This window comes from Mesorhizobium waimense (assembly GCF_003601975.1).
Taxonomy (GTDB): domain Bacteria; phylum Pseudomonadota; class Alphaproteobacteria; order Rhizobiales; family Rhizobiaceae; genus Mesorhizobium; species Mesorhizobium waimense.
Genome location: NZ_QZWZ01000004.1, coordinates 150,808 through 176,858, shown reverse-complemented (window position 1 = coordinate 176,858; position 26,051 = coordinate 150,808). Strand labels below are relative to the sequence as shown.

General features: G+C 62.8%; 30 protein-coding genes. 12 read left to right on the top strand and 18 right to left on the bottom strand.

The annotated features are described in order from the left end of the window. Nucleotides 1-7 precede the first annotated feature (7 nt). Nucleotides 8-922 (top strand): LysR family transcriptional regulator, encoded by a 915-nt coding sequence (locus tag D3227_RS07695; protein WP_120013512.1) that lies wholly within the window; start codon nt 8-10, stop codon nt 920-922. On the opposite strand, the gene D3227_RS07690 is transcribed toward D3227_RS07695, so the two are convergent. Both D3227_RS07690 and D3227_RS07685 read right to left on the bottom strand, forming a co-directional pair. Then, nucleotides 880-2,061 (bottom strand): MFS transporter, encoded by a 1,182-nt coding sequence (locus D3227_RS07690; protein ID WP_120013511.1) that lies wholly within the window; start codon nt 2,059-2,061, stop codon nt 880-882. The two genes, D3227_RS07695 and D3227_RS07690, sit on opposite strands and share 43 nt — an antisense overlap. Before the next feature lie 119 nt (nt 2,062-2,180). After that, entirely contained in the window at nt 2,181-2,852 is a 672-nt protein-coding gene (locus tag D3227_RS07685) for a DNA alkylation repair protein (protein WP_120013617.1), read from the bottom strand. 301 nt (nt 2,853-3,153) lie between these two features. Between D3227_RS07685 and D3227_RS07680 the strand changes: the two genes are divergently transcribed. Further along, a complete protein-coding gene (locus D3227_RS07680) occupies nt 3,154-4,005 on the top strand; it encodes a dienelactone hydrolase family protein (RefSeq protein ID WP_167480636.1) in 852 nt (283 codons plus the stop codon). Nucleotides 4,006-4,026: 21 nt separating this feature from the next. Here the strand turns inward: D3227_RS07680 and D3227_RS07675 are convergent, their stop codons facing one another. Next, a complete protein-coding gene (locus tag D3227_RS07675; protein ID WP_120013510.1) occupies nt 4,027-4,335 on the bottom strand; it encodes a DUF1244 domain-containing protein in 309 nt (102 codons plus the stop codon). A gap of 13 nt (nt 4,336-4,348) precedes the next feature. Further along, on the bottom strand, nt 4,349-5,146 hold the full coding sequence (locus D3227_RS07670; RefSeq protein ID WP_120013509.1) for an N-formylglutamate amidohydrolase: 798 nt from the start codon (nt 5,144-5,146) through the stop codon (nt 4,349-4,351). A gap of 215 nt (nt 5,147-5,361) precedes the next feature. Here D3227_RS07670 and D3227_RS07665 point away from each other — a divergent pair, with 215 nt between their 5' ends. Further along, on the top strand, nt 5,362-5,886 hold the full coding sequence (locus D3227_RS07665; RefSeq protein ID WP_425374482.1) for a DUF1036 domain-containing protein: 525 nt from the start codon (nt 5,362-5,364) through the stop codon (nt 5,884-5,886). After that, on the top strand, nt 5,883-7,319 hold the full coding sequence (gene pyk / locus D3227_RS07660) for a pyruvate kinase (RefSeq protein WP_120013507.1): 1,437 nt from the start codon (nt 5,883-5,885) through the stop codon (nt 7,317-7,319). Before D3227_RS07665 ends, pyk begins: the two co-directional genes overlap by 4 nt. 120 nt (nt 7,320-7,439) lie before the next feature. On the opposite strand, the gene D3227_RS07655 is transcribed toward pyk, so the two are convergent. The 3 genes from D3227_RS07655 to ykgO all read right to left on the bottom strand — a co-directional run bounded on the left by D3227_RS07655 (nt 7,440) and on the right by ykgO (nt 9,405). Then, on the bottom strand, nt 7,440-8,498 hold the full coding sequence (locus D3227_RS07655) for an alpha/beta fold hydrolase (protein ID WP_120013506.1): 1,059 nt from the start codon (nt 8,496-8,498) through the stop codon (nt 7,440-7,442). A gap of 71 nt (nt 8,499-8,569) precedes the next feature. Continuing rightward, a complete protein-coding gene (locus D3227_RS07650) occupies nt 8,570-9,166 on the bottom strand; it encodes a tetratricopeptide repeat protein (protein WP_120013505.1) in 597 nt (198 codons plus the stop codon). 113 nt (nt 9,167-9,279) lie between these two features. Next, nucleotides 9,280-9,405 carry a type B 50S ribosomal protein L36 gene (gene ykgO, locus D3227_RS07645; RefSeq protein ID WP_006327841.1) on the bottom strand — a complete coding sequence of 42 codons (126 nt, stop codon included), beginning with the start codon at nt 9,403-9,405 and terminating at the stop codon, nt 9,280-9,282. Nucleotides 9,406-9,658: 253 nt separating this feature from the next. On the opposite strand from ykgO, the gene D3227_RS07640 reads away from it, so the two are divergent. Next, entirely contained in the window at nt 9,659-10,090 is a 432-nt protein-coding gene (locus D3227_RS07640) for a lysozyme inhibitor LprI family protein (RefSeq protein ID WP_120013615.1), read from the top strand. Nucleotides 10,091-10,146: 56 nt separating this feature from the next. Here the strand turns inward: D3227_RS07640 and D3227_RS07635 are convergent, their stop codons facing one another. From D3227_RS07635 to D3227_RS07600, 8 genes are all read right to left on the bottom strand, one after another. Beyond that, nucleotides 10,147-11,223: a 5-(carboxyamino)imidazole ribonucleotide synthase gene (locus D3227_RS07635; protein WP_120013504.1), complete on the bottom strand. Its 1,077-nt coding sequence runs from the start codon at nt 11,221-11,223 to the stop codon at nt 10,147-10,149. Continuing rightward, the gene (gene purE, locus D3227_RS07630; RefSeq protein ID WP_120013503.1) at nt 11,220-11,717 is read right to left on the bottom strand and encodes a 5-(carboxyamino)imidazole ribonucleotide mutase; all 498 of its coding nucleotides are present in this window, start codon (nt 11,715-11,717) and stop codon (nt 11,220-11,222) included. The genes D3227_RS07635 and purE overlap by 4 nt, the downstream gene beginning before the upstream one ends. 68 nt (nt 11,718-11,785) lie before the next feature. Further along, nucleotides 11,786-12,991: an aminotransferase class V-fold PLP-dependent enzyme gene (locus tag D3227_RS07625; protein ID WP_120013502.1), complete on the bottom strand. Its 1,206-nt coding sequence runs from the start codon at nt 12,989-12,991 to the stop codon at nt 11,786-11,788. 24 nt (nt 12,992-13,015) lie between these two features. Further along, complete coding sequence (locus D3227_RS07620) at nt 13,016-13,477, bottom strand: RidA family protein (protein WP_120013501.1); 462 nt, start codon at nt 13,475-13,477, stop codon at nt 13,016-13,018. A gap of 35 nt (nt 13,478-13,512) precedes the next feature. Next, nucleotides 13,513-14,301 carry an amino acid ABC transporter ATP-binding protein gene (locus tag D3227_RS07615; protein ID WP_120013500.1) on the bottom strand — a complete coding sequence of 263 codons (789 nt, stop codon included), beginning with the start codon at nt 14,299-14,301 and terminating at the stop codon, nt 13,513-13,515. A 5-nt stretch (nt 14,302-14,306) separates the two neighbouring features. After that, on the bottom strand, nt 14,307-14,957 hold the full coding sequence (locus tag D3227_RS07610; RefSeq protein ID WP_120013499.1) for an amino acid ABC transporter permease: 651 nt from the start codon (nt 14,955-14,957) through the stop codon (nt 14,307-14,309). A 1-nt stretch (nt 14,958) separates the two neighbouring features. After that, nucleotides 14,959-15,624 carry an amino acid ABC transporter permease gene (locus D3227_RS07605; RefSeq protein ID WP_006203774.1) on the bottom strand — a complete coding sequence of 222 codons (666 nt, stop codon included), beginning with the start codon at nt 15,622-15,624 and terminating at the stop codon, nt 14,959-14,961. Between the two features lie 86 nt (nt 15,625-15,710). Next, a complete protein-coding gene (locus tag D3227_RS07600; RefSeq protein ID WP_120013614.1) occupies nt 15,711-16,592 on the bottom strand; it encodes a transporter substrate-binding protein in 882 nt (293 codons plus the stop codon). 119 nt (nt 16,593-16,711) lie between these two features. Between D3227_RS07600 and D3227_RS07595 the strand changes: the two genes are divergently transcribed. Continuing rightward, complete coding sequence (locus D3227_RS07595) at nt 16,712-17,515, top strand: IclR family transcriptional regulator (protein ID WP_120013498.1); 804 nt, start codon at nt 16,712-16,714, stop codon at nt 17,513-17,515. Nucleotides 17,516-17,545: 30 nt separating this feature from the next. Here the strand turns inward: D3227_RS07595 and D3227_RS07590 are convergent, their stop codons facing one another. Next, complete coding sequence (locus D3227_RS07590; RefSeq protein ID WP_120013497.1) at nt 17,546-17,749, bottom strand: YdcH family protein; 204 nt, start codon at nt 17,747-17,749, stop codon at nt 17,546-17,548. 241 nt (nt 17,750-17,990) lie between these two features. Between D3227_RS07590 and D3227_RS07585 the strand changes: the two genes are divergently transcribed. From D3227_RS07585 to D3227_RS07565, 5 genes are all read left to right on the top strand, one after another. After that, nucleotides 17,991-18,170 (top strand): YdcH family protein, encoded by a 180-nt coding sequence (locus D3227_RS07585; RefSeq protein WP_006203778.1) that lies wholly within the window; start codon nt 17,991-17,993, stop codon nt 18,168-18,170. 265 nt (nt 18,171-18,435) lie between these two features. Further along, nucleotides 18,436-19,689: a flavodoxin-dependent (E)-4-hydroxy-3-methylbut-2-enyl-diphosphate synthase gene (ispG, locus tag D3227_RS07580; protein ID WP_120013613.1), complete on the top strand. Its 1,254-nt coding sequence runs from the start codon at nt 18,436-18,438 to the stop codon at nt 19,687-19,689. 145 nt (nt 19,690-19,834) lie between these two features. Beyond that, a complete protein-coding gene (locus tag D3227_RS07575) occupies nt 19,835-20,692 on the top strand; it encodes a lytic transglycosylase domain-containing protein (protein ID WP_120013496.1) in 858 nt (285 codons plus the stop codon). Between the two features lie 38 nt (nt 20,693-20,730). Beyond that, nucleotides 20,731-21,150, top strand: coding sequence for a phosphotransferase-like protein (locus tag D3227_RS07570; RefSeq protein ID WP_245451687.1), 420 nt, complete (start codon nt 20,731-20,733; stop codon nt 21,148-21,150). 12 nt (nt 21,151-21,162) lie between these two features. Then, the gene (locus D3227_RS07565; RefSeq protein ID WP_120013495.1) at nt 21,163-21,960 is read left to right on the top strand and encodes a Stf0 family sulfotransferase; all 798 of its coding nucleotides are present in this window, start codon (nt 21,163-21,165) and stop codon (nt 21,958-21,960) included. A gap of 17 nt (nt 21,961-21,977) precedes the next feature. Here D3227_RS07565 and D3227_RS07560 read toward each other — a convergent pair whose 3' ends face one another. Together D3227_RS07560 and D3227_RS07555 are read right to left on the bottom strand one after the other, a co-directional pair. Continuing rightward, complete coding sequence (locus tag D3227_RS07560; protein WP_120013494.1) at nt 21,978-24,320, bottom strand: response regulator; 2,343 nt, start codon at nt 24,318-24,320, stop codon at nt 21,978-21,980. Between the two features lie 145 nt (nt 24,321-24,465). Next, nucleotides 24,466-25,200, bottom strand: coding sequence for a hypothetical protein (locus D3227_RS07555; protein WP_208646346.1), 735 nt, complete (start codon nt 25,198-25,200; stop codon nt 24,466-24,468). 170 nt (nt 25,201-25,370) lie between these two features. On the opposite strand from D3227_RS07555, the gene D3227_RS07550 reads away from it, so the two are divergent. Further along, nucleotides 25,371-26,048, top strand: a complete 678-nt coding sequence (locus tag D3227_RS07550) for a TetR/AcrR family transcriptional regulator (RefSeq protein ID WP_120013493.1) — start codon at nt 25,371-25,373, stop codon at nt 26,046-26,048. Nucleotides 26,049-26,051: the final 3 nt, after the last annotated feature.

The following is a 26,051-nucleotide window of genomic DNA, read 5'->3' as shown; positions in this document are numbered from 1 at the left end:
ATCTTGAATGGTCGACATCGACTGGAACCTGATCAAGAGTTTCGTCACCGTGGCGGAGGCCGGCAGCCTGTCCGCTGCGGCGCGAAGGCTCGCAGCAAGCCAGCCGACGCTAGGCCGCCACATCGCCGAACTGGAGCAGGCGCTGGGCGTCACGCTGTTCCGGCGCGGGCGGCGTGGTTATGCGCTGACCGAGGCCGGCAGCACGCTCTATGAACGCGGTCGTGCCGTCAGCGAGCAAGCCAGCGCCTTTTCGCTGCTGGCGCTGGGATCGGTTGAGGCGATCGAGGGCACGGTGCGTATCGCCGCCAGCGAAGTGGTGGCGGCCTATGTGCTGCCGGAGATGACGGCGCGGCTCGGTGTCGAGGAGCCTGGCATCGAGGTCGAAATCGTCGCCTCGAACCAGGTCGAGAACCTGTTGCGCCGCGATGCCGATATTGCCATCCGCATGGTCAAGCCGGCGCAGAACGAGCTGGTGGCGCGCAAGGTCGCCGATATTCCGCTCCGTCTCTGCGCGGCATCATCCTATCTCGACCGCCGGGGCCGGCCGCTCGAGCCCAGCGACCTTGTCGGGCATGACCTGATCGGCTTCGACCGCAGCGACGAGATCATTCGCGGTTTTACCCAGTTCGGAATCTCGCTCACGCGCAACGCTTTTCGCTTCAGGACCGACAACCAGATCGTGCTGTGGGAGGCGGTGCGGGCGGGAAACGGCATTGGCTTCGGCCAGGGGCCGCTGATCGACCGCGATCCATTGATGGAGACGGTACTGCCGGAGCTGACGCTGCCGGTGCTACCGGTGTGGCTGGCCATGCACCGCGATGTGCGCAGCAGCGTGCGCATCCGCCGCGTCGCGGATTTTCTCTACGAGGAACTGAAGCGTTATTCGGCCGGCGCCGGCTCGGGCGCGAATTCGGCGCGGTGAGCAAGGCCCGCCATCAAAAGCACGATGACGAGCAGCCCCGATAGCGCGACGAAGATCGGTCCGAAGCTCGAATGCTCGGCGACGAAGCCGATCGCCGACGGCGCCACCAGGATGCCTGAGTAACCCATCGTGGTGACGACGCTCATGCCGGTGCCGGACGACATGCCGTCCTGGTTGCCGCCGGCCGAGAAGATGATCGGCACCATGTTGGCGATGCCGAAGCCGCAAAAGGCAAAGGCGGCGATGGCGAGCCAAGGCGAGGGCGACAGGCCGGCGACCAGCATGCCGGCTGCGGCGACAAGCGCCGAGCCGCGCAGCGTCGCCACCGCGCCGAAGCGATTACGCACGCCGTCGCCAAGGAAGCGCATGACGGCCATGACGCCGGAAAAGGCGGCATAGGCGAGGCCGGCTATGGCAAGGTCGGCGCCGAGTTCCTGGTGCAGATAGAGCGCTGCCCAGTCGAGCACCGCGCCCTCGGAAATCATGGTCAGCAGCGCCATCAGCCCGACCAGATAGACCAGCGGATTTGCGGGCAACGAGAACTTCTGGTGCTCGGCCACCTGAGGCTTGTCCTTTACGATGAGGTAGCCGACGGCCACAGCGACCACAGCGAAGGCCAGCACCGTCACCACTGTCGCGTGGGGAAGATGGCCGTAGTTTTGTATCGCGAAGCCGCCGAGCGCGCCGCCAGCAAAACCGCCGAGGCTCCAGAAACCGTGCGAGGACGACATGATGGCGCGAGAAAGCCTTCTTTCCACCGCCACCGCATTGGCGTTCATGGCGACATCCATGACGCCGATCGAGCCGCCGAAGATGAACATGGCGATTGCCGCCAGCGGCACATTCGGCGCCAGCGCCACGACCAGCAGGCCGAGACTGCCGCACAGGCCGAAACAGCGCAGTACGGTGTGCGAACCATGTCTGGAGATGAGATGGCCGCACCAGGTCATTGCGGTCACCGCGCCGGCGCCGAACAGCAGGATCAGCAGGCCGAGCGTGAACTTCGAGATGTCGAGCCGGGTCAGGAACACCGGAATCTGCGGCGCCCAACTGCCGGTCAGGAAGCCGTTGGCGAGGAAGATGCCGGCCACGGCCCACCGCCCGCGAATGGCAGCCTGCATGAGGCTTTGCGCGTCCATAGTCGAGAATCCGGTATAAAAATGGCTTTGCGCGGCAAATTAGATCGATTCAATTTTCAGTCAAGCGCCGGGGGCCGAAAGTGTTTGGGCCAACAGGGACGGAGGCACAGTTATGCGCCTTACGTCGTCTGGCGTCGGCGAACCATCTCTGCGATCCAGACCGGCGCATAGGGTGGCGTGCAGCCAGGGGATGCGGGGTAGTCGATAAGGACGGCGAGCCGCTTGCCAATCCCGATTGCCCGCGTTCGAAGTTTCGGATGGTGAATGCCGATCTCGGCGAGGCAATGGTTCATGGCCCACTGTTTCTTGGCAGGTGCCTCTCTCATCTCCTTCTCGATCTGGTCGAGCAACGCATCGAGGTCGAGGTCCTCGGCGTTCTTGACGACTCTGTCGGTCGTCAGGCTCCAGCCCGCGCGACCGACAAGGTCGTCGCCATCCTTCCAGCCCAAACGGAGCTCCTCGGCGTGGCGACCGGCTTTGACCACGTTCACGATAAACCAGTCGAGGAGCTTCGGAGAGGAAATGTCGCGGATCATTGTGTCTAGCTCGGCCGTAGAGAAGGTCGTCGGCCTGCACACCAGGGTCGAGAGAAGGCGCGCGGCGGTGTCGCCGGTTGACCAGAGCTGAACCGCGAGTTCGTGCTGTGTCTTGAGTAGCTTGGCGAGAGAGCGAAGCTGGGTGAGGTTTACACCGTGATCGTCACCACGCCGTTCATTAGCCTCGCGCATCTTCGGGTCTTCGAGCGTGGCGAGCTCGCGCATGACGTCGTCGATCGTCGTGCTCGTGGACATGATGCTCTCCTCCCTTCGCTGCTTCCTTTCGCTCACTTGACCGGAGGGGCTTGCACGCCAGTCCCGTCAGCAATCCACCATAGCGTATGAGCAACCCCGGCGACAAAAGCGCAGCATGCGTTGTAAGCAAAGCTGAAACCCAGTCGGATCTGCTTGAAAGCCGCGCGGTCCCTCAAGGAGATCACAACGGGATCACAATCACGCGACATGGGAGTGTAAGTTGTGGACTAAAAGAACGAAGCCGCTCATCATCTAAGAAGGCGACAGTCGTCCTCCTGCGGAATAATTGCGGAGAAAACCTTTGAGGCTGTTCAAAAAGGTTGTTTGTGTGGCTGGCCTTTGTATTGTCAGCTATCTTTATGTCGTACATGCAGATGCTGGCCAGCCGGTGCAACTTGAAAGTGCGCCTGTGAAGCCAACGCCGTTTCAGGAGCGCATTGCGCAACAAAACGGGCAAGTGCTCAAAGTTGTTCCCGGCACGCCATTGAACGGGTATCTAACGCGACCGCCGGGTGAGGGGCTGTTCCCGGCAATCGTGGCGCTCCACGGATGTTCGGGTCTATTCCCAAGTGTCAAGCAAACCTGGTCCGAGCGGCTGTCTTCCTGGGGTTACGTCGTCCTCGTTGTCGACAGCTTCAGCACGCGCGGCATTCGCGAGACATGTGATCGCAGCCTGCTTGCTGATCGCGTCTATGACGCCTACGGCGCCTTGGATTTCCTGTCGAAATACAGTTTTGTCGACCCGCAGCGCATAGCGTTGATGGGGTTCTCCGCTGGCGGGACCACAACGCTCGAGGCTGTGCAACTTGGTGGCGCCGAGCAGCTTATGGAGCGCAAGTTCAAGGCAGCGATTGCCTACTATCCGAATTGTTCGGCTGCGAACGGCGACATGATGGTCCCGACCTTGATCCTGATCGGCGAGCTTGACGATTGGACCCCCGCCAAAAAATGCCAGGAGATGATGGCGCAACGCGGCGGCAAGGGAAGCGCCGTGCAGCTTGACGTCTTCAAGGGCGCTCGTCACGCATTTGCCTCCCCAGGATTCAAGACTGGCACCGAGGACTATGGTCACCGGGTGGAGTACAATGCGGCTGCGGCCGATCAATCCATAAGCGATGTCCGTGTCTTTCTACGAGGAGTTTTTGGGAACTAAGTCAGTCCGTCGTTCGCTGACCTAGTGATCCCTGGGGCGCCTTGCCTCGAATTCGGCCTTCTTGGCGTCTGAGGCCTCGGTCTGGTTGAGCGCCTGCCATTCGGCATAGGGCATGCCGTAGATGATCTCCCGCGACTCGTCCTTCGACAGGGCAACGCCCTCGGTCTCGGCGGCTTCGCGATACCAGTTGGACAGGCAGTTGCGGCAGAAGCCGGCAAGGTTCATCAGGTCGATGTTCTGCACGTCGCCGCGATCACGCAGATGCGCGACTAGCCGGCGGAAGGCGGCGGCCTCGAAATCGCGTCTCTGTTCGTCGCTGAGTTCGGTCATTGTCGGCTCTCCGTCACAGCGGCCCGGTGCGCGAGCCGAACATTTTCACCTGATGTATATCGGGAAGGCGGGCGATCGCGTCAACGATAGGCGCCAGCCTTTCGGCCCATTGCATTGCGCCCTTGCTGTCGGCGATCAGGTCCTGGCGGATCTCGATCAGCGTATGGGCAAAGCCGTTGACGATGGCGTGCCTGAACATGGTGTCGCCGCGAAGCGCGCCGTCATAGGGTTCGTTGTCGCCGACCACGATGCTCGCGTCGGCAGCCAGCATGTCGATCAGCGGCCGCGCCACCCGATCGTCCAGGTCCCACAATATGCCGACATGCCATGGGCGCTCTATGCCCTGCATGGCCGGCGTGAAGGAGTGCACGGAGAAGATGAAGGGCGCTTTCGCGGACGCCTGCGCCACCGAGGCAATCATGGCGCCGACGGCATCGTGATAAGGCCGGTAGAAACCGTCGAGCCGTCTTTCCCGCTCTTCCGTCGCCATGGGGTAATTTCCCGGCACGATGGTGCCGTCATAAAGCTGGCGGATCAGTGTCGGGTCGTCCTCGCCGCGATTGGGGTCGATCAGGAGCCGCGAGAAATTGGCGAGCACCGCCGGCACACCAAGCGCTGCTGCCAGCTCGCGCGTCACCGTCTCGACGCCGATATCGTAGGCGATGTGGCGGTCGAACTCCTTAGCCGGCAGGCCGAGGCTGCCGTACTCTTCCGGGAGTTCGCGGCGGGCGTGATCGCCAAGAAGCACAATGCCTCGCTTGCGGTCGCCTTCGACGATATCGAAAGGCGCGAAAACTGTGGATCGGGTCATTGTCTGAAAATGGTCTGGTCGCTGGCTTCCGGGGAGGGTGGTATCGTCATTCCACGAAGAGGACGCTGGCGCAATGCCGTTGTTTGGCCACGGTTTCTGCGAAAAATCCGTCGCATGGCGACAGATCGCTCGCGGGGCCTTTCTAAATCGATTGGAATTGGACAGAACGGCGCGTTGACATGCGCCCGGAGTTTTCCGAAAAGGGGCGTCGAGAGATGCAGATGTGGTACTTGAGGGGTTTCAGGATGGGTTTCGCCGGCAGGCCGCGCAGTGGCCGTGCCTTCGCCTTGCCGCTCCTGATCGTCACCGTCGGCCTCACCGCCTTGGTCGCGACCTCGCCCGCCCGCGCCGACTTCCGCGTCTGCAACGCCACGCAGAACCTGGTCGGCGTCGGCATCGGCTACCGCGCCAAGGCCGGCTGGATCACCGAGGGCTGGTGGCACATCGAAGGATCGAGCTGCAAGACGCTGATCGAAGGGCCGCTGTCATCAAGGTTTTACTATCTTTATGCAGAAGACGCCGAGCGCGGTGGGCGCTGGGATGGCCCGATCAACATGTGCGTGGCCGAAAAAGAGTTCAAGATCGCCGGCGTAACCGATTGCGTCGCCCGGGGCTTCCAGCGCGCCGGATTTCAGGAATATGACACGGGCGAGCAGGCAAGCTGGATGGTCCAGCTGACCGACGAGCCCGCAACGGGAGGCGCTCCAGCGACTCCCGCCCCGGGAACAAACAGTCAATGAGACGTAACCGCAAGGTCAAGATCCTCGCCACCATCGGTCCGGCTTCCTCCTCCGAGGAGATGCTGAAGAAGCTTTTCGAAGCCGGCGCCGATGTCTTCCGCATCAATATGAGCCATACCGACCATGATTTGATGCGCACGCTGGTCGGCCGCATCCGCACCGTCGAGGAGGAGGTCGGCCGTCCCATCGGCATCCTCGCCGACCTGCAGGGGCCAAAGCTGCGCGTCGGCAAGTTCGCCAATGGCAAAGAAGTGCTCTCCCCAGGCCAGACCTTCACGCTCGACGACAATCCCGAGCCCGGCACGTCGAGCCGGGTCTACCTGCCGCATCCGGAAATCCTGAGCTCGGTCGAAGCCGGTCATCGTTTGCTGATCGACGACGGCAAGCTGGAGCTGAGGGCGGTCAAGAGCGACGGCAAGTCGATCGTCTGCACGGTCGTTGCCGGCACCACCATTTCAGACAAGAAGGGCGTCAGCCTGCCCGACACCGACCTGCCGGTTGGCGCACTGACTGAAAAGGACCGCAAGGACCTCGACGCGGTGCTGGCGGCAGGCGTCGACTGGGTGGCGCTGTCCTTCGTGCAGCGGCCGGAGGATCTCGCCGAAGCGCGAAAGATCGCGCGCGGTCGGGCGTTGATCATGGCCAAGATCGAAAAGCCGCAGGCCGTCGCCCGACTGCCCGAGATTATCGAACTATCGGACGCGCTGATGGTCGCCCGCGGCGATCTCGGCGTCGAGATGCCGCTCGAAGCCGTGCCCGGCATCCAGAAGCAGATCACGCGCGCCGCGCGCCGCGCCGGCAAGCCGGTGGTGATTGCCACGCAGATGCTGGAATCGATGATCACCGCACCGGTTCCGACCCGCGCCGAGGTGTCTGACGTGTCGATCGCCGTGTTCGAAGGCGCGGACGCCGTCATGCTGTCGGCCGAATCGGCGGCCGGCGCCTATCCAGTCGAGGCTGTGGCGATGATGGACAGGATCGCCACCAAGGTCGAAACCGATCCGACCTATGCCGGCATCATCAATGCGCAGCGTTCGGAACCGGAAGCGACCGGCGCCGACGCCATTTCGCTCGCCGCCCGCGAGATCGCCGAGACGCTGAAACTTTCGACGATCGTCACCTATACGGCCTCCGGCACCACCGGCCTGCGGGCCGCGCGCGAGCGCCCGCAAGTGCCAATCATCGCACTCTCGCCGATCCTCAACACCGCCAGGCGGCTGTCGCTTCTGTGGGGCACGCATTGCGTCGTTTCGCCCGATGCGGTCGACCTCGACGACATGGTCGATCGCGCCTGCCGCATCGCCATCGACGAAGGGTTCGCCAAGCCGGGCGACCGCGTCATCATCACCGCCGGCGTGCCGCTCAGGACGCCCGGGTCGACCAACATGCTGCGCATCGCCTATGTCGGATCGGAGACGCAGCCCAGCCGCTAAGGCTGGCTCGCCGATCCATTAGAGCAATTCCAGGAAAGTGCGCAGCGGTTTTCCGTCCGGAATTGCGTAAAAACAAAGAGTTAGAGAGGTTACAGCGATTCTATTAATCGCTGAACCTCTCTAGGTTGGTGCGAGTTCGGCTTCCGGCACCTTGAGATCTGGACATTTGGCGCCCTGCGTGTCGCCGGCGATGCGTGCCTCCACGGTCCTTGCCATCGCCTGCAGGTCCATATCTTCGCCGGCGACCTTGCCGATCGCGCCGACGACGAGATCGGGGGCGATCCAATCCGGCTTGTGGCCGAGATTGCGCACCCAGACCAGTTCGGCGCCGGGAATGTCGCGTGCAAGGCCAACCGAATGGACCCTCGCATAGACGATTTTGTCACGATCGCCGGAGATGACCACGGTCGGCGCCTTAATGTCGCGGTAGCGCGGCGCGGCGGCGAGCACATAGTCATAGAGACCCGCCACATCGATGGCATTGGCGCGGAAGGCGGCGGGCCGCAGCACCAGAGGGATCGAAGCCGCGGCGACATAGCCGTCCGGAACCTTGTTGGGGGAAAAGACGCAAGTGGTGGCGGCGTCCATTTGCAGCGTTCCCGCCGGATAGGCCAGCGTTTCGGAAAACAGCCGGCCGACGACCGGAATCGCCGTCAGCTTGTAATACCAGGCGGTCGCGCCGCCCGGCCAAGGATGGCTGACGGGCGAGAGGAAGACCAGGCCCAGCGTCCTGTCGGCATGCGCGCGGCCGAAGGCCGCGGTTACCACGCCGCCGAAGGAGTGGCCGACGACGATCGCCTTCTTGATGCCGAGGCGATCCATCAGCGCCGCGATGGTGCTGGCCTGCGCGGTCGGGGTCTCATTGCTGCCGCGTCCAGACCAGCCGAAGCCGGGACGGTCGAGGAACAGCATCTCGGCGCGGCCTTCGAGCAAGGGCCTCAGCGGCAGCATCTGATCCCGGAGATTGGCGCTGGCGCCGTGAATGAAGAGGATCGGCGGCAGTTCGGCATTGGCCGGCGCCGGCACGTGGACAAAATGGATGCGTGCGCCGTCGATATCGGCAAAGTTGCCGGCCGGCGGATTGCGGCGCTCGACCAGCCATGCACCGGCGCGGGTGACGCCGGCAAAGGCGAAGACCAGCGCCAGGAGGAAAGCGAACGCAGCGTAGATGAGGTTCATGAGCAGGAGGTACGGAGCGGAGAGAAATTAGTTCAGGGGGCGCAGCGGTTTTTGTGCTGCAAGCCTGCGCATCAAATGCCCTCGCCGGCAAGCTCTTCCGACAGCGCGCCGACCTGGTCCTGGGCGCTGCGCATCATCGGATAGATGGCGAGGACCTTCTGCCAGGCTTCAAGCGCCGACTGCTTGTGGCCGGTCTCGGCCATGATCTGCGCCAGTCCGGAAAGCGCGCCGAAATGGCGGGGCTCGAGCTGCAGCGTATGGTCGATGTCGGACATCGACTTGCCGTAGTTCTTCATCATGAAATGCACCGTCGCGCGCCGGTTCCAGCCTTCGGCGTAGGCCGGTTGCAAGGTCACCACCTGGTCGAGGAAATCGAGCGCGACGTCGTATTTCTGATTTTCCATGGCCTTCTGCGTCCATTGCATCATCAGGTCGATCGAGGCGCTGCCGGACTGGAACCATTCGCTCCAGATGCGCCCGGCAATGCGCTCGGCGGCCTTTTCATTGCGTTCGCGTCTCAGGTCGACGAAAAGCTGGTCGAGGCGGGCTTGTTTGGTCGTGGCGACCGTGGGCGCGACCGGGTCATCCGCCCAAGCCGGTGAGATGGTGGCCGGCAAGACGATGCCGGAAAGCATAAGGGCCGGGATCAATGCAAAAAGAATCCGCATCGCCGGAATCTAGCCCCGGACGGCGGATCGTCAAAGTGATTTTAGCGTGAAGGGGCCGGCAGGCCGGCAAATAACATCATACGGGCGCGGCAAAACAGCCGCGCGTGCAAAACTCAGCCCTGGCGCGCCTTGTAGCGCGGTGCGGTCTTGTTGATGATGTAGACGCGGCCCTTGCGACGAACCAGCTGGTTGTCGCGGTGACGCGCCTTCAGCGCCTTGAGCGAATTCTTGATCTTCATGGTCTTGCCCGTCGGTCTGGGCCCGGTTCGGGCCGAATTTTTAAGGCGCGCCCGAAGACGCGCCTTTCAACTTGTGCGTGGCTCATAAACGAGGAGCCTTGCCCGTGTCAACCGCAAGTCGGCCACAAGAGCGCTTCCGATATGCGGCAAGTGACCTTGCCCATCAAATATTCGCCATCCGCACCGGGCGGCATTGCGCGATACGGGTCCGGCTGGAATGGTGCCGTCGCCGCGAAGCAAATCGGAGATCACCATGCGCCGCCTTCTTTTGTCCGCCTGTCTCGTGGTCCTTGCGGCCGGGTCAGCCGCCCAGGCACAGGAGGAATGCGACCGCAGCGACGATAGCCAGTCGATGATGACCATCTGCGCCGGCACCGAATACCAGGCCGCCGACGCCAAGCTCAACGCAGCCTACAAGGACCTTGTCGGCCGCAACGACGACAAGACCAACAAGCTGCTGCAGACCGCCCAGCGCGCCTGGGTTGCCTTCCGTGACGCTGAATGTGCGTATACGACCGCGGACAGCGAGGGCGGCTCCATTCATCCGATGGAGGTTTCGCAATGCCTGACGGAATTGACCGACCAGCGCATCAAACAGCTCACCTCCGGCGCCAACTGCCAGGAAGGCGACGTGAGCTGCGACAGTCCGAACGAGGACGAGGACCCGAATAGCGACCCGCAATAGGGCTTTTTAACGCAATTCCGGACAGAAAACCGCTTCACACTTTTCCTGGAATTGCTCTAGTCGCGGCGGCTAATGCGTGTGAAATGGCCCATCTTGCGGCCGGGCCGCGCCTCAGCCTTGCCGTAGAGATGCAGCATCAGGTCGGCTTCCGCGAGCAGGGCCGGAACGCGCAGGATATCGTCGCCGATCAGGTTTTCCATTACGCAGTCGGAGTGCCGCGCAGGCGATCCCAGCGGCAGGCCGGCGACGGCGCGGATATGCTGCTCGAACTGCGAGACAGTGCAGGCTGCTTCCGTCCAATGGCCGGAATTGTGGACGCGCGGCGCCATCTCGTTGGCCAGCAACGAGCCGTCGGCAAGGACGAAGAACTCGACGCCGATGATGCCGACATAGTCGAGTGCCGTCAGGATCTTCGCTGCTGCCGCTTGGGCCGCGGCGGCTGTTTCCGGTTTTATCCCGGCTGGCAGGGTCGAGGTGTGAAGGATGCCGTTGCGATGGACATTCTCGGCCGGGTCGTAGGCGGCGAGCGTGCCGTCGATGCCGCGTGCGGCGATCACGGAAATCTCGCGCTCGAAGGCGACGAAGGATTCGAGGATCAGCGGCACGTTGCCCATCGCCTCGCAGGTGCCGGCAAAGCCGCCGGTCTCCATGTTGCGGAAGACGCGCTGGCCCTTGCCGTCATAGCCCATGCGCCGGGTTTTCAATATGCCGCTGCCGTTGAACTTCTTCAGCGCCGCCGTCAGTTCCTCGTCATTGTCGACGGGACAATAATCCGCCGTGGCGATGCCTATGCCGTTGAGGAAATTCTTCTCCGCCAACCGGTCCTGCGACACCTCCAGCGCCCGTGCCGGCGGATAGACAGGCACCTTGGTGGCAAGTGCTGTGGCGGCAACGACCGGGACGTTCTCGAACTCGTAGGTGACGACGGCGCTGGCCGCCGCCAGTTCGGCAAGTGCGGTGGCATCGTCATAGGCGGCGGTGATCTGCCGGTTGGCGACTTGCGCGGCTGGACAATCGGCCTGCAGCTCGAGCACCACCGTGCGGTAGCCGAGGCGGGCGGCTGCCATCGCCAGCATGCGGCCGAGCTGGCCGCCGCCGATGATGCCGATTGTCGATCCCGCCGGCAGGCTCACGGCGCGTCCGTGGGTTCGGCGGCGACCTTGGCGGTCTGGGCGGCGCGCCAGGCATCCAGCCGGTCGGCTAGTTCTTCGTCGTGCAGCGCCAGCACGGCGGCGGCAAGAAGTGCGGCATTGGCGGCGCCGGCCTTGCCAATGGCTAAAGTGCCGACCGGGATGCCGGCCGGCATTTGCACGATGGACAGCAGCGAGTCCTGGCCGGACAGAGCCTTCGATTCCACTGGCACGCCGAATACGGGCAGCGGTGTCATCGCCGCGGTCATGCCGGGCAGGTGCGCCGCACCTCCGGCGCCGGCTATGATCACCTTGTAGCCGGCCGCCTTGGCGCCCTTGGCGAAGTCATAGAGCCGGTCCGGCGTGCGGTGGGCCGAGATGATCAGGCGCTTGTGCGCAATGCCCAGCGCCTCCAGCGTTTCGGCGGCGTGGCGCATCGTCACCCAGTCGGATTGGCTGCCCATGATGATGGCGACGTCGGCGCGGTGATCGTTCAAGCGCTTGCTCCCGGCGGCAAAGGCGCGCCTTAGCGGAATTCGCCAAGGGCCGCAAGGATCGGGAGCATCTAATCCGGCCACCGCAAGGCGCCGGAGGACTCCTTGCGCGGCTCCTTCATGGCATTCGCGGGGCGCTCAGCCGCGCTCAACACTGCACGCAAACGCTCGGCGACGATCTCGGCCTCGCCGGCATGGAGATTGCACGGATCGAGGAAGAAATGGCCGCGCTCGACCTCGTGGTTGCGCACGATGATCGGCGGCGAACCGGCGGCAAGCGCCGAGGCGAGGCCGGCTGCGGTGAACCGGCTTTCCGGTCGCACGAAGACCTGCAGGCGGTCGAGCGGATTGGCGGTCGGGTCCGGAATGATCTCGGCGCCTATGCCAGCAATGCCCTGCAGGGCGTCCTTCCACAGGTTGAGCGCGGCTTCCTCAAGCCGGCGGATGCCAGCATGGTCGCGCCGCTCCCAGGCCTCGAGCGCGGCCATGGCGCCGGCGATGCTTTCCTTGCCGACCTTCATCGCCCTGGCGACGCCACGGTTCTGCAGATAGGCGGTGCGCACCAGGTCCTTGCGCCCTGTGACGATGCCGCTGGTCGGTCCTGAGAGGAATTTGTGGCCGCTGTAGACGACGATGTCGGCGCCGCGCGCGAGGAAGCTGCGCAGATCGTATTCGGAAGCCGCGTCGACGATCACCGGAACGCCCGTGGCGTGGCAGATCTCGCAGAACTCCTCCAGCGACAGCATGCCGTACTGCACGGTGTGATGGGCCACCACATAGAGGCCGGCCGCCGTGCGCTCGTTGATCGCCTCACGCACATGGTAATCCTGGGTGACGCTGACCGTGCCCGCGGGAATGGTCTTTGCTCCAGCAAGCCGGATCGACTGGTCGATAGGCGCGCCATAATTGACGATATGGCCGAGTTGGATGACGACCTCCGACTTCAGGCCTTCCGTGTCGTCCGGCAGTCGCTCGATCGCCAAAAGGTTGGTGCCGGTCATCGCGCCGGCGATCGCCATGGTGATGCCGCTGGCGCAACAGGCGGTGATGAAGCCGGCCTCGCCGCCGGTCAGGCGCGCGATCACCGTGCTTGCGGCGCGCTGCAGATCGTCCATCTCGACCCATTGCGAGGCGATCTCCGCCATTGCCGCGATCGCTTCCGGGACGATGATCGAAGCGCCGAGCGTCGTCATAGTGCCGGAGACATTGATGATCGGGCGCAGGCCGAGCCGGTCGCGGATTGGCAGGTTGGAGCGGTCAGCGGAATAAGTGTTCATCTCGGCAGATCCATTTCTAACAAATCAGGTGGCGATCTCGACGACCGCCTCGATTTCGACGGTGATGTTTCCAGGCAACGAGCCGACGCCGATCGCCGAACGGGCATGCCCGCCGATCCTATCAAAGACGTCGGCGAAAAGATCGGAACAGCCGTTGACCACTTGTGGGTGGTCGCTGAAGGTCGGGATGGCGTTGACGAAGCCTAGCAACTTGACGACGCGCACGATGCGGCCGAGGTCGCCCGCTGCCGCATGCATGACGGCAAGCAGGTTGAGGCCGGTGAGGCGGGCATGTTGATAGGCCTCCTCGACGGTCACGTCTTCGCCCACCTTGCCGGTGCAAAGCGTGCCGTCGGCGCGCAACGGCCCTTGTCCCGAGAGGAAGATCAGGCGTCCGCTCTCGGCATGGGTGACGAAGTTGGCGATTGGCGTCGGCGGCTCGGGCAGCGTCAGGCCGAGTTCGGCGAGCCGGATGTAAGGCGTCATAAAATGCTCCTTGCGGCAGCTTTCGCTGTCCGGTGTCAGAAATGCGAGGCGCGGAAGCGCGCCAGAAAGCTGCGCAGGCGTTCGTTGGAAGCCTCCGTCGCCAGGATTTCGGCCGGCGGACCGACCGCGCTGACGCCGCCATCGGCCATGAAGACGATGCGGCTCGAGGCGTCGCGCGCAAAGGCCATTTCATGGGTGACCATCAGCATCGTCATGCCGTCCTCGGCCAGGCTGCGCACGACCGCCAGCACTTCGCCGACCAGTTCGGGATCGAGCGCGGAGGTTATTTCGTCGAGAAGCAGGATCTTCGGCTCCATCGCCACGGCGCGGGCAATGCCGACGCGCTGCTGCTGGCCGCCGGAAAGCTCGGCCGGCAGGCTGTCGGCCTTGTGGGCGAGGCCGACCCGGCCGAGCCAATGCTCGGCGATCTTGCGCGCCTCGGCCTCGCTCTTTCCGCGCACCTTGCGCAGGCCGAGCATGATGTTGCCGGCGGCAGTCAGATGCGGGAACAGGTTGAAGCTCTGGAACACCATGCCGGTCTCGGCGCGCATCGCCGCCAGATCGCGCTCGCTGCGGCGCTGGCGTGTCCCGGCATCGCGATAGCCGACCTCCTTGCCGTCGATGCGGATAGAGCCGCTGTCGTAGCTTTCGAGGAAGTTGACGCAGCGCAGCAGCGTGGTCTTGCCGCTGCCGGACGGGCCGATGATCGTCACCACCTCGCCGCGCTTCACCTCGAGGCTGACTGCACGCAGCACCTCGACGGTGCCGAAGGCCTTGGAAACATCGCGCACATCGAGCAGCGCGGCATTGGAGGCATCGGACATTCTTGCTATTCCCGAATGAAGGAGAAGCGCTGTTCCAGCCGCCGGCTGGCAAGCGAAAGCGCGTAGTTGACCGCGAAGTAGACCAGCGCGCCGAGGATATAGAGCGGCATGGCCTCATAGGTGCGGCCGATGACCTGGTTGATCGCCTGCATCAGGTCGGTGATGCCGAGCAGCGAGACCAGCGCGCTGCCCTTGACCGCATCGGTGACGCCGTTGATCCAGGGCGGCAGGAAGCGCCTGAAAGCCTGCGGAAAGATGACGTAGGCAAGCCGCTGGCGGAAGGTCAGCCCGATCGCCATCGCCGCTTCGGACTGGCCCTTGGGGATGGAGCCGACGGCGCCGCGCAGATATTCCACGACCTGCGCCGTCTTGAACAAGGTGAGCGCCAACACGGCCGCCCAGAAGGACTGCAGGTGAAGCCCGACGGCCGGCAGTCCGTAATAGACGAAGAAGATAAGCACCAGGATCGGGATGCCGCGTATGGTGTCGCTGAAGATGCGCACTGCCAAACGCGCAGGCGCCGGACCGTAGACAAGGCCAACGCCCAGCACGACACCGGCCACGAGCGACAGGACCACGACCAGCAGCGACACCCACAGCGTCACGGCGAAGCCTTCGGCGAGGAACGGCAAGGCGTAGAGGATCTGGCTCAGCATGTCAGCGCGCCGCCCTGAACCGGCGCTCGACGAGCCTGAGTGCGAAAAGCAGCACATAGCCGGTCAGCAGATACATCGCCGTCGTCACCAGATAGACTTCGACGATGCGGAAGGTGTTGAAATTGATCCACTGGGCGCCGTAGGTGAGCTCGGGCACCGAGATGACCGAGGCGACAGAGGTGTCCTTGAACAGCGACAGGAAGGTGTTCGAAAGCGCCGGCAGCGTGATGCGCAGCATCGTCGGCAGGCGCACATGGATGAGCCGCTGCCAGGGCGTCAGGCCGATCGCCTTGCCGGCATCCAGCTGTCCGCGCGGCACGGCTTCGAGGCCGGAGCGAAACACCTCGACCAGATAGGCGCCGCTGTAGAGCGACAGCGTGGCGACGAACGAGGTCGGTGCGCTGTAAGCGATGTCGACCACGGTCGGCAGGCCGTAGAAGACGAGGTAGACGAGCAGGATCAGCGGCACGTTGCGGATGAATTCGACATAGGCGGCGATGATCGAGCGCACGACGCGCCCGGCCGAAACATACCAGACCGCCAGCACGAGCCCGATGACGATGCCGATGGCGATCGAGATGACGGCGAGCTCAAGACTGAGCAGCAGCCCGCCCCAGAGCTTGTCGAAATGTCGCCAGATCAGGTTGAAGTTGAGCGTATAGCCCATGCGTCCGCCTCAATAGCCAGCGTGGCACCACGCTGTCGAGGAGAAGGAGACGGAAGGGCGTTTGCTTGCCCTCCCGCCGGCTAGTGTCAGATGACCGGAAAACCGGGATGGCGGGCCGGCGGCTCCAACCCGAAATAGTCCTTGAATGCCGCGTCGTAGAGCGTCGTTTCATGGCCGAACATGGCAGTCGCGAAGGCTGTGTTGACGAAGGTCAGCCAGTCGGGATCGCCTTGCCGCAGTGCTGCGCCGTAAAGCATCGAGAACCAGCTCTTGCCGGCATCGAAGTATTTGTCGGGATTGCGCGAAGCGAGCCAGCGAACCGTCGAGAGATCGACGGCGGCCGCGTCGACGCGCTTCGATTCCAGCGCCTGCAGCACGTTGGCCTGGGTGTCGATCTGCATCACCTGCGACTGCGGCAGGACGAGATGGACATTCTGCTCGGCATCGACGTTCTGCAGGATGGATATGCGTGTTGCCGAACCGCCGGCAAGCAGCTTGTCGAATGTCTTGTTCTCGGCACTCGGAAGCGTCAGCAGCGCGACGCCTTCGACGTAGTACGGCCTGGAGAAGTTGATCAGCTGCGAGCGCTGGGCGGTCATGGTCATGAACTGGATGGTGATGTCGACCTTGTTGGTGGTGACATTCGGAATGCGCTGCGCCGGGTCCTGCATGACGAACTCGACCTTGGTCGGGTCGTCGAAAAGACCCTTGGCCAGGATGTGCCCCATGGTGATGTCCATGCCGACAAGTTCGCCGGCATCGTTCTCGAAATGCCAGGGCGCGTTGGTGCTGCCGGTGCCGACGATCAGCTTTCCGCGTTCGAGAACTGTACGCAGCAGGCTGTCTGGTGCGGCCTGTGCCGCCGCCTTCTGAACATCGACCGAAGCGGCTGCGCCGATTACTCCGGCCGTGGCGAGCCCGGCCATTCCCAATTTCAGAAAATCACGTCTCTTGGATGTATCGTTCATGGCGACCTCCTTTTCGTGGTTGTGTTCCCCTTTCAGATACATGTGTCTTTTGACAATTTGTCTCTTATAAAAGACATGTGTACCTTGTACAAGACAGATACTAACATCAGGAATCAGTAATGCAAGACGGCATTGGCGTTACAGATCGGCCGGACATCGGCCCGGCCGAGGACAAGGTCTCCGGCTCTCGTGAGAAGGGCCTCAACCGGGTGCTCGAGATTTTTGAGTTCCTGCACACGACGCAGCGTGCGATCGGCATTGGCGACCTCGCCAAGGGCGTGAATGCGCCGCGCTCGACGACCTATACGCTGGTGCGTTCGCTGGTGGATGCGGGGCTGCTGGAAATGGCCGGCGACGGCAACCGGGTCTATTTCGGCAAGAAGCTTTATCTCTACGGAATGGATTATGTGCGCGGCAATGACCTGCTGCGCCGAGGGCGCCAGGAGGTCGACGACCTGTCGCGCCAGACCGGCGAGACCTCCGAATTGTGCATGCTGCAGAGCGGCCGCTACACGATCGTCCACTCCAGTCCGGGCACAAGGCCGTTTCGGATCAGTTCGGCCACCGGTCTGCAGATTCCGCTGCCCTGGACGGCTTCCGGCCGACTGCTGCTGGCCGGTCTCGAAAGGGCTGATATCGAGGACATGGTCTCCGAAGAAGATCTCGTGCTGCCGGATGGACGCCGGCTTAAGCTCGACGATTTTATCGGCGATATCGCAACGGCGAGGTCTACCGGCTACTGCGTGACATCGGGCCTTGTCGACGCCTACACGAAATGCCTGGCCGCCCCCGTGTTCTCGGCTCCCGGCAAGGTCGAGGCGACGATGTGCCTGGTGGTTCCGATCGACACGTCGAGGGAAAAGACCGACGAGCTGCTTGTCCTGCTGCGCCAGCGCGCGGCGCGGCTGTCAATCGCGGCGTGACGCGTTTGAGCCGCGAGGCTCGGACGCTGCTCAGGCAATGATGTCGGGAATGATGCGGTCTTCCAGCGCCATCAGCCGATCCTTGAGGAAGAGCTTCTTCTTCTTCATGCGCTGGATCTGCAGCGGGTCGCAGCCCACGGCGATCATAGCGTTGATGGCGGCGTCGAAATCGGCGTGTTCCTGCTTCAGGCGGGAATATTCGAGGCGGATCTCAGCCTGTTCCTGTTCGGACATTATCTACCGTCTGCACGTAAGCGGCGCCCAAGGATGGGCCTGATTGGGCGGGGCCGGCGGGGTTTTGCCACCGGTGCGCAGGCCTTATCACATTTCACATTGTCGTGGAATGCTACCACAGGGCATTCGACATCGATGGCGGATGGTGGCACAGTGTCATCGCGCTGTCACAGATGCGAACTGGCGGTGGACGCATTTTGGCGGCTGCAATCGAGGAAAACCATGAAAGGGAGAACCAATCATGTCTCTTGCATCCCATCTTGATGAGTTGCAGCGGAAACACGGCGACATCGAGCGCGAAATCACCGACGCGATGAACCATCCTTCGGTCGACGACCTCGAGATCGTGAATCTCAAGCGGCGCAAGCTGGCAATCAAGGACGAGATTGAAAAGCTGAAGGCAAAACCGACGACGCACTGACGCTCCACTAGCAAACAGCGCGCCCCTTTCGGCACGCGATCAACTTTCCGGTGGCAGTCATGCCGCCGGGGTTGGTGAGTTGTTTTGAAATCCAACTTCCCATTGCGTTGCGCCGCCACCGCGATACCGGAATGCGATCTTTGCGTGAGCGCCAGGCCTCATTGGCCTCCCGGAGATTTGCCGCGACTGCTTGCCGCTTGCCATTGACAAGCCATCTTTGCTCCTCCACCTCATGCCCGGACCTTCTAAGCAAAAGGCAACCGGCATGACCGGATATTTTTCTTCTCCTTTCCCGCGCCGTACGTCGGTCGGCGTCGATGTCGGCGGCGTGACCGTTGGTGGTGGTGCACCGGTCGTCGTGCAGTCGATGACCAACACCGACACGGCCGATATCGACCAGACCGTTGCGCAAGTTGCGGCGCTGCACCGTGCCGGCTCCGAGATCGTGCGCATCACTGTCGACCGCGACGAGAGTGCCGCCGCCGTGCCCGCCATCCGTGACCGGCTTCAGCGGCTTGGCATCAACGTGCCGCTGGTCGGCGATTTCCACTATATCGGCCACAAGCTCTTGGCCGACCATCCGGCCTGCGCCGAGGCGCTTGCGAAATACCGCATCAATCCCGGCAATGTCGGCTTCAAGGACAAGAAGGACCGGCAATTCGCGGCGATCGTCGAGATGGCGATCAAATACGACAAGCCGGTGCGCATCGGCGTCAACTGGGGCTCGCTCGACCAGGAGCTGCTGACCCGTCTGATGGACGAAAACCAGGCGCAAGGCTTTCCGCTCACCGCCCAGGAAGTCACCCGCGAGGCGATCGTGCAGTCGGCGATCCTGTCGGCAGAGATGGCGGAAGAGATCGGCCTTGGTCGTGACAAGATCATCCTGTCGGCCAAGGTCAGCGGCGTGCAGGATCTGATCGCCGTCTACACCGAACTCGCCACCCGCTCCAACCATGCGCTGCATCTCGGTCTGACCGAGGCCGGCATGGGCTCGAAAGGCATTGTCGCCTCGTCCGCCGCGATGGGCATCCTGCTGCAGCAAGGCATCGGCGACACGATCCGCATCTCGCTGACGCCGGAGCCGAATGGTGACCGCACGCGCGAAGTGCAGGTATCGCAGGAATTGCTGCAGACCATGGGCTTCCGGCAGTTCGTGCCGATCGTCGCCGCGTGCCCCGGCTGCGGTCGCACGACGTCGACCGTTTTCCAGGAACTGGCGCAGAACATCCAGGCCGACCTCAGGAAGAACATGCCTGTCTGGCGCGAGAAGTATCCCGGCGTCGAGAACCTCAAGGTCGCGGTGATGGGCTGCATCGTCAACGGCCCCGGCGAATCCAAGCATGCCGATATTGGCATATCGCTGCCAGGCACCGGCGAGACGCCGACGGCGCCGGTGTTCGTCGACGGCAAGAAGGCGGCGACGCTGCGCGGGCCGTCGATCGCAGCCGATTTCGAGAAGATGGTCGCCGACTATATCGAGCAGCGGTTTGGGCGCCACGGCAAGGCCGCAGCGGAATGAGCTCATGCCGAAAATCTGCTCCGGCGGCCACCTGAAGGCGTCTTCTACGCTTCCGGTGCTCGCGGACCAGATGTCCGCTCCGCTCCGGTTCTCGAGGCCACCATCATGTGGCTCACCGGAGCGGTTTTCAACACGGGCTCAGCGTTTGGCAGATGTCCTTGCGCTTACTGTTTCCTTGGTCTCCATCTGGCTTCTGTGTAGCAACGCCGCTTACGCCGATCCGCCGCAATCCGCCGCCAAGAGATTGATCAACCGGGTCTGCGATCTGATCGAGGCGCATGCCGACCAGAATGGCCTGTCCAGGGATTTCTTTGCCCGGCTGATCTGGAAGGAAAGCCGCTTCGATCCGAATGCGGTCAGCCCGGTCGGCGCGGAAGGCATCGCCCAGTTCATGCCGGGAACCGCCAAGATGCGAGGGCTGGCCAATTCCTTCGACATCGAGCAGGCGATCCCGGCATCGGCGAAATATCTCGCCGAAATGAAAGCCGGATTTGGCAATCTCGGCTTGGCGGCGGCTGCCTACAATGCCGGCGAGAGCCGGGTGTCGCGCTGGCTGAGTTCCGGCGGCTTCCTGCCGATGGAGACCGAGAGCTACGTCTTCGACATCATGGGCGAACCCGCCGACAAGTTCACCGACACCACCTATGCCGGCACCGTCCAGCCGCTCGACAAGAAAATGAGCTTCGCCGTCGCTTGCCGCAAGCTGCCGGTGATCATGTCGAGAACCGTGGCGATGGCCTCGATCAACGTCAAGCCATGGGGTGTTCAGGTGGCCGGCAACTTCCGCCGGGGTGCTGCGATCAATCAGTGGCTGCGGGTGAGGGGCCGGTTTCCGGCCTTGCTCTCCGGCCATGATCCGGTCGTCAGCCGGGTACGCACGCCAATCGGGCGGAGAGGCATCTATGCGGTCAGGATTGGCACCGACTCCAGGGGGGCTGCCGACGTCATCTGCCAAAAACTGCGCAGTATAGGCGGCGCCTGTATTGTGGCGCGCAACCGGTAGGTCGCCCTTGGCGAGTGCCCGCTTGAAAGGGTTTTGACGTGACAGCCAAAATCGTCCTGCTCAACGGCGTCGGCAGCGCGGGCAAAAGTTCGATCGCCAAGGATGCAAACGATCACAGCCGAACCCTTCCTGCATGTGCAGATGGATGTGTTCCTGGAGATGCTGCCCGAGGCGCTGCAGAACCATACGAAAGGCTTCGCCTTCGAACACTATTGCAGGACGGCAAGCCCTCCGTCGTTATCAAGGCAGGTCCGGTCGGCCGGCGAACCATGCAGGGTATGCGGCACGCCGTTGCCGCCATGGCCGGACAGGGCAACAACCTCATCGTCGATGACGTGCTGTGCGATGACGAGATGTCGGAGTATCTCAGCTTGCTGTCAGGCTTCGAGCTTTATCTCGTCGGCGTGTTCGCGCCGCTCGAATGCGCCGGTCGCATCCAGCAGGAGTTTCGGCTATAGGCGGCCCGTGGAATGGCCGGGTTTTGCCTGCCTTTGACAAGCGACAAGGGCCGCGGAATGTTTGACGGATACATCATTTGCGGCACACCGAGAACCGGAAGCACTCTTCTGTGCAATCTTCTGGCGTCCACGAGGACGGCCGGCAATCCTCATTCATTCTATCGGCGGCAGGACATATCGGCGTGGGCCGAAGACTGGAAGCTGCCCGGTCGTGACACGATGAGCGAACTCGAATTCAATGCCGCCTATCTCGACGCAGCGATCGCCGCTGGCAAGGACGGAACAGGCATCTTCGGTCTTCGTCTGATGAGGGAAAATCTGGATGAGCTCTCGGCGATCCTCGACCAGATTTTCCCACAACTTCCGTCGGACAAAGCGCGTTTCGAAAGAGCCTTTGGCCATATTCTCTACATACACCTTTCGCGCGAGAACAAGCTTGCGCAGGCCATCTCCCTGGTCAAAGCGGAGCAGACCGGTCTTTGGCATATTGCTCCTGACGGAACCGAGATTGAAAGGGTCGCGCCTCCGAAGGAGCCCCAGTATGACTTCGAGCGGATCAAACGTGCGGTCGCTGAGCTAGAAGCCTATGATGCGGCCTGGAACACATGGTTTGCTGAGCAAGGGGTAGGCCCGCTGCGGCAAGGCTATGAGCGTCTTTCCGCCGACCCGGCAGCGACATTGCTAGGCATCTGCGAGGCCCTCGGGATTCAACCACCGAATGCCGAGGGTGTGCGGCCAGGCGTTGCAAAGCTCGCCGACGAGACAAGTCTCGATTGGATGCGCCGCTATCGTTCGGACGCAGCCGCCTGACCCACTGATTGAGGTGGTTAGGCGGTCTTCGCCACCACCGTCTCGCTGAGCCAGGTGCCGATCTTGGTGCCGAGGCGATCGGGTGAGACCGGCTTCGGCAGATAGTCGTCCATGCCGCTTTCGATGCATTTTTCGCGATCGCCTTTCAGCGCGTGCGCGGTGACGCCGATGATCGGCGTGTGGCCGCCGCTCTGCTGTTCTATCGCGCGGATGGCGCCGGTTGCTTCGTAACCGTTCATCTCCGGCATCGAAACGTCCATCAGGACCAGCTTCGGCCGCAGCGCCCGGTACATCTCGACTGCGGTGCGGCCGTTGCCGGCGATGCGATAGCTCAGCCCTAACCCGCTGAGGATCTGGCCGAACACCAGCTGGTTCACGTCATTGTCCTCGGCAATCAGGATGTCGATCGGACCATTGGGTGCGGCGGCCGACTCCGGCGCGGCAGGCGCTGCGATCGCCGGTCCGCGGATGACGGTGAAGGCGGGCGCTGCCGCCGGCGTTGCCTGCGGCGCGACCGGCTCGCGAACGAAGCGCGCCTTGCCGACCTGGGCGCGGGCCTTCTGGATGACCGAGATGACGGTGCCGAGCAGGATGGCCGAGCGCGCGGGCTTGGTCAGATACGCGGCGATGCCGAAATCGATGACCATCTTGCCGAAATCAACCTGATCGACCGAGGTCAAGAGCACGACCGGAATGGCGGCAAGCCGGCTGTCGGCGGCAATGGCCCTGGCGACGTCGGCGCCGTTCATGCCGGGCATCTGGTAGTCGAGGATGATGCAATCCACCGTCGCGCCGAGCTGGCTGGCGCGGTCGAGGAAGGCCAGGCCGACGGCGCCGCTTTCGGCAGCGGCGCAATCGAAGCTCCAGCTCTTCAACTGCTCGAGCAGAATCTCGCGGTTGACCGGATTGTCGTCGATGACCAGCACCCGCGCGCCGGTAACATCGACCGGCACGATCTCGTCGCGCGCGGCCTGCTGGTGCGCCGGCAGGGGCACGGCGAACCAGAAGACGGAGCCGCGGCCGATTTCGCTTTCGACGCCGATCTTGCCGCCCATCAGGTCGACGAGGCGGGCGGCAATCGCCAGGCCGAGGCCGGTGCCTTCATGGCGGCGCGTCGAGGAGCCGTCGACCTGCGCGAATTTCTCGAACACGTTTTGCAGCTTCTCGGCCGGAATGCCAATGCCGGTGTCCTCGACGCGGACCTTGAGCTGGATGACGCCGTCGACCACATCGCCGCCGACATCGACCAGCACATGGCCTTTCTCGGTGAATTTCACCGCATTGCCGAGCAGATTGGTGATGATCTGCCGGAAGCGGCCGGCGTCGCCGACGACGAAGGAGGGCAGGCGCGGGTCGACGCGCACGATCAGTTCGAGGTTCTTCTCGGCGACGCGCGCCGACACCAGCGTCGCCACGTCCTCGACCGCTTCGGACAGGCGGAAGGGCGCGGGGTCGAGCGTCAGCTGGCCGGCGTTGATCTTGGAGAAATCGAGGATGTCGTTGATGATGGTGAGCAGCGCATTGCCGGATTTGACGATGACGTCGGTAAAGGTCTTCTGGCGCGAGGTCAGGTCGGTCTTGGCCAGCAGCTCGGCCATGCCCAGCACGCCGTTCATCGGCGTGCGGATCTCATGGCTCATATTGGCCAGGAATTCGGATTTGGCGCGATCGGCGGCCTCGGCCTTGAACAGCGATGCGGCGGATTCGGCGAAGGCGCGGCGGATCGCCTTTTCCATTGGCCGGAAAACCCACATGGCGACAATGGCAAGGACGGCGAACAACAGGCCGCTCGCCCACAACAGCAGCCTGTCGCTCGAAGCGTCCGCCAGATGGCGTTCGGCATCCATGGCAGTGCGGACGCGGACCAGCATCGGCTGGGCAAACAGGTCGTTCTGGTTGCGGATTTCGCGATAGCTCCATTCATCGACCTTCTGCGCCACCGACATCAGGTTGAAGTTGCGTACCATGTCGCGTGCCGACCAGAACAGGTCGCCGTTCACGGATGCGGAATCGAGGTCGTTGACGGTCTTTTCGGAAAGGCGCGGTCTTACCGCGGCAATCTGGGCGGTCAGGGTTGCGATCTCGCCGGCCAGGCGCTCGGAGTGGCCTCGGGCCGATGCCACCAGCCCATCGCGGGTCTCGGCGCGCCACGCGGTGCCGGTCGTCTCGGCGAAATTGGTGGCGTTGCGCAAGTCACGGCCGAAGATGACGAAATTGCTGCTGAGGGCATCGACGTCCTGACGGAAGGAATTGACGCGGTTAAGCGCGAACATGACCGCGGCCGAGGCCAGCGCGAAAATCAGCAATCCCGACAGATAACGGACCCGGATCGACCGGATGAAGGAAGAATATTCCGGCATGCGCAACCCCAACACATACGCATCATTTTAATGACCGGGATTACGCTTGATTTACATTAAAATTTCGTTCGTGGGGTACAGCCGGATGTCGCGGCTGCATATCAATGACTGACGGACTTTGATCCTATGCCGCCGCGACAGCAATCTACCGGGCGATAGGCGCATCAATCTGAGCAGTTGGGGTCGTCACCCTTTCACGCCAGAACTCGTCGATAGCGCTCGCGCGTACCCACAGCCATCCGGCCAGCCAGGCGATCGCTATCGCAAGAACCACTAGGCCCAGATCAAGAGCCCACTCCGGCACGAACGCACGAAGCGCGATAGGCACTGCGCCAATGAAATAGAGAGCGAGCGGAATGCGCGGCACGCCTCGTCCAACGGCAAGAGAGATTACAAACGCGAGCGTCCCAATTAGAAAAAGCAACGAACTGATGACTAGAACCAGGCCGAGCGGCCCGGCTCGCAGGTCGATGATGGTCGTCAGCGGAAGTTTCGAAAATACGAGATTGATCACCACTTCCACACCTTCCAAACTTGCTAGTGCAACGAAGTTGATGACAAACGCGATAGTGCCGAATAGGCCCGCGCGTCGGCCAAACGCAAGGAACAAGCCTGTGACGAGGCCAAGCGCCAATATCTCGGCGAGTGGCGCGAGAAGTTGCGTTAGATCGGTGGTCGGGATGAGCGAACTGCGTTTAGCCGCGTTGACCAAAAGAATAAGCGCGCTTCCCACCCCGGCGGCGGCGGCAAGCCGATAAAGCGTGACGCCAGTCACAGCGGCGTTCGACTGAACAGTCCGGAAATTCTGAGGTTCTTCGGCTGCACCCTGGGACGATGTGAACGAATGCGGACGGCGAGGTTCGGCGTTTCTGGCGAGCATGTTCGTATCCTCCATCTGGGCATTTGGCGGCCGCGAAGACCGCTGGCCTGTTCCCTCCCATCTGTAATCACTGCTTACATCCTCTTGCCAGGATTGTAAACAGTGATTACATAATTTGCGGCAGCATGATATAGAGGCGGGATGCAGCCCTACGGAACGAAGGGAACGAGATGCCAAAAGCCAAGACGCCCCGCCGCACTGGTTACCACCATGGCAATTTGCGGGAGGTGCTGATCGATGCCGCGGTTCAACTTGTCGAGGAGGGCGGCCCAGGCAATGTAAGCGTGCGCGAAGCCGCAAAGCGGGCGGGCGTTTCTCCCGGCGCACCCTTCCGTCATTTCGCCAACAAGACCGCATTGATGACGGCAGTCGCAGAGCAGGCAATGAGCCGATTCCGCTCGGAGATTACCAATGCAGTCGAGAGCGTAGCTACGGACGACCCCATTGAGCGCTTTGCCGCAGTTGGAATCGCCTATTTGCGCTGGGCAATTCGAAACCCAACCCATTTCCAGGTCATCTCGACGCGGAGTCTTATTGATTGGGATAGTTCGGAGTCGCTGCGTCACGATAACGAAGCGGTGCGTGCGTTGGTAGAAGGGTCGATGGTAGAGGCACAGCGACGAAACATGCTCCGGTCGTACGACATAGCAGAAACCCAGATAGCCGCGAGGGCGCTGGTCTACGGGCTCGCACGCATGTGCATTGACGGGCACTTTGCGCAATGGGCAGTTGCTGGGCATACTGCGGAGCAAACTGCCCAGGACGTACTAAAGCACTTCGTGGCGCTCATTGGTAACGAGCCAGAAACAGCCAAGAAGGCGGATCTCACCTTGGAGCACCCGGACTAAGCG

What these genes read in the sequence shown, in the direction of transcription:
- D3227_RS07605 (WP_006203774.1), bottom strand. Translation starts at nt 15,624, where the DNA reads ATGGGCTATACGCTCAACTTCAACCTGATCTGGCGACATTTCGACAAG.
- D3227_RS07675 (WP_120013510.1), bottom strand. Translation starts at nt 4,335, where the DNA reads ATGACCGAACTCAGCGACGAACAGAGACGCGATTTCGAGGCCGCCGCC.
- D3227_RS07670 (WP_120013509.1), bottom strand. Translation starts at nt 5,146, where the DNA reads ATGACCCGATCCACAGTTTTCGCGCCTTTCGATATCGTCGAAGGCGAC.
- D3227_RS07690 (WP_120013511.1), bottom strand. Translation starts at nt 2,061, where the DNA reads ATGGACGCGCAAAGCCTCATGCAGGCTGCCATTCGCGGGCGGTGGGCC.
- D3227_RS07665 (WP_425374482.1), top strand. Translation starts at nt 5,362, where the DNA reads ATGCAGATGTGGTACTTGAGGGGTTTCAGGATGGGTTTCGCCGGCAGG.
- D3227_RS07625 (WP_120013502.1), bottom strand. Translation starts at nt 12,991, where the DNA reads ATGAACACTTATTCCGCTGACCGCTCCAACCTGCCAATCCGCGACCGG.
- D3227_RS07585 (WP_006203778.1), top strand. Translation starts at nt 17,991, where the DNA reads ATGTCTCTTGCATCCCATCTTGATGAGTTGCAGCGGAAACACGGCGAC.
- D3227_RS07565 (WP_120013495.1), top strand. Translation starts at nt 21,163, where the DNA reads ATGGCCGGGTTTTGCCTGCCTTTGACAAGCGACAAGGGCCGCGGAATG.
- D3227_RS07655 (WP_120013506.1), bottom strand. Translation starts at nt 8,498, where the DNA reads ATGAACCTCATCTACGCTGCGTTCGCTTTCCTCCTGGCGCTGGTCTTC.
- D3227_RS07610 (WP_120013499.1), bottom strand. Translation starts at nt 14,957, where the DNA reads ATGCTGAGCCAGATCCTCTACGCCTTGCCGTTCCTCGCCGAAGGCTTC.
- ykgO (WP_006327841.1), bottom strand. Translation starts at nt 9,405, where the DNA reads ATGAAGATCAAGAATTCGCTCAAGGCGCTGAAGGCGCGTCACCGCGAC.
- D3227_RS07560 (WP_120013494.1), bottom strand. Translation starts at nt 24,320, where the DNA reads ATGCCGGAATATTCTTCCTTCATCCGGTCGATCCGGGTCCGTTATCTG.
- D3227_RS07595 (WP_120013498.1), top strand. Translation starts at nt 16,712, where the DNA reads ATGCAAGACGGCATTGGCGTTACAGATCGGCCGGACATCGGCCCGGCC.
- D3227_RS07650 (WP_120013505.1), bottom strand. Translation starts at nt 9,166, where the DNA reads ATGCGGATTCTTTTTGCATTGATCCCGGCCCTTATGCTTTCCGGCATC.
- D3227_RS07550 (WP_120013493.1), top strand. Translation starts at nt 25,371, where the DNA reads ATGCCAAAAGCCAAGACGCCCCGCCGCACTGGTTACCACCATGGCAAT.
- D3227_RS07640 (WP_120013615.1), top strand. Translation starts at nt 9,659, where the DNA reads ATGCGCCGCCTTCTTTTGTCCGCCTGTCTCGTGGTCCTTGCGGCCGGG.
- D3227_RS07620 (WP_120013501.1), bottom strand. Translation starts at nt 13,477, where the DNA reads ATGACGCCTTACATCCGGCTCGCCGAACTCGGCCTGACGCTGCCCGAG.
- D3227_RS07590 (WP_120013497.1), bottom strand. Translation starts at nt 17,749, where the DNA reads ATGTCCGAACAGGAACAGGCTGAGATCCGCCTCGAATATTCCCGCCTG.
- D3227_RS07695 (WP_120013512.1), top strand. Translation starts at nt 8, where the DNA reads ATGGTCGACATCGACTGGAACCTGATCAAGAGTTTCGTCACCGTGGCG.
- D3227_RS07685 (WP_120013617.1), bottom strand. Translation starts at nt 2,852, where the DNA reads ATGTCCACGAGCACGACGATCGACGACGTCATGCGCGAGCTCGCCACG.
- D3227_RS07615 (WP_120013500.1), bottom strand. Translation starts at nt 14,301, where the DNA reads ATGTCCGATGCCTCCAATGCCGCGCTGCTCGATGTGCGCGATGTTTCC.
- D3227_RS07600 (WP_120013614.1), bottom strand. Translation starts at nt 16,592, where the DNA reads ATGAACGATACATCCAAGAGACGTGATTTTCTGAAATTGGGAATGGCC.
- pyk (WP_120013507.1), top strand. Translation starts at nt 5,883, where the DNA reads ATGAGACGTAACCGCAAGGTCAAGATCCTCGCCACCATCGGTCCGGCT.
- ispG (WP_120013613.1), top strand. Translation starts at nt 18,436, where the DNA reads ATGACCGGATATTTTTCTTCTCCTTTCCCGCGCCGTACGTCGGTCGGC.
- D3227_RS07555 (WP_208646346.1), bottom strand. Translation starts at nt 25,200, where the DNA reads ATGCTCGCCAGAAACGCCGAACCTCGCCGTCCGCATTCGTTCACATCG.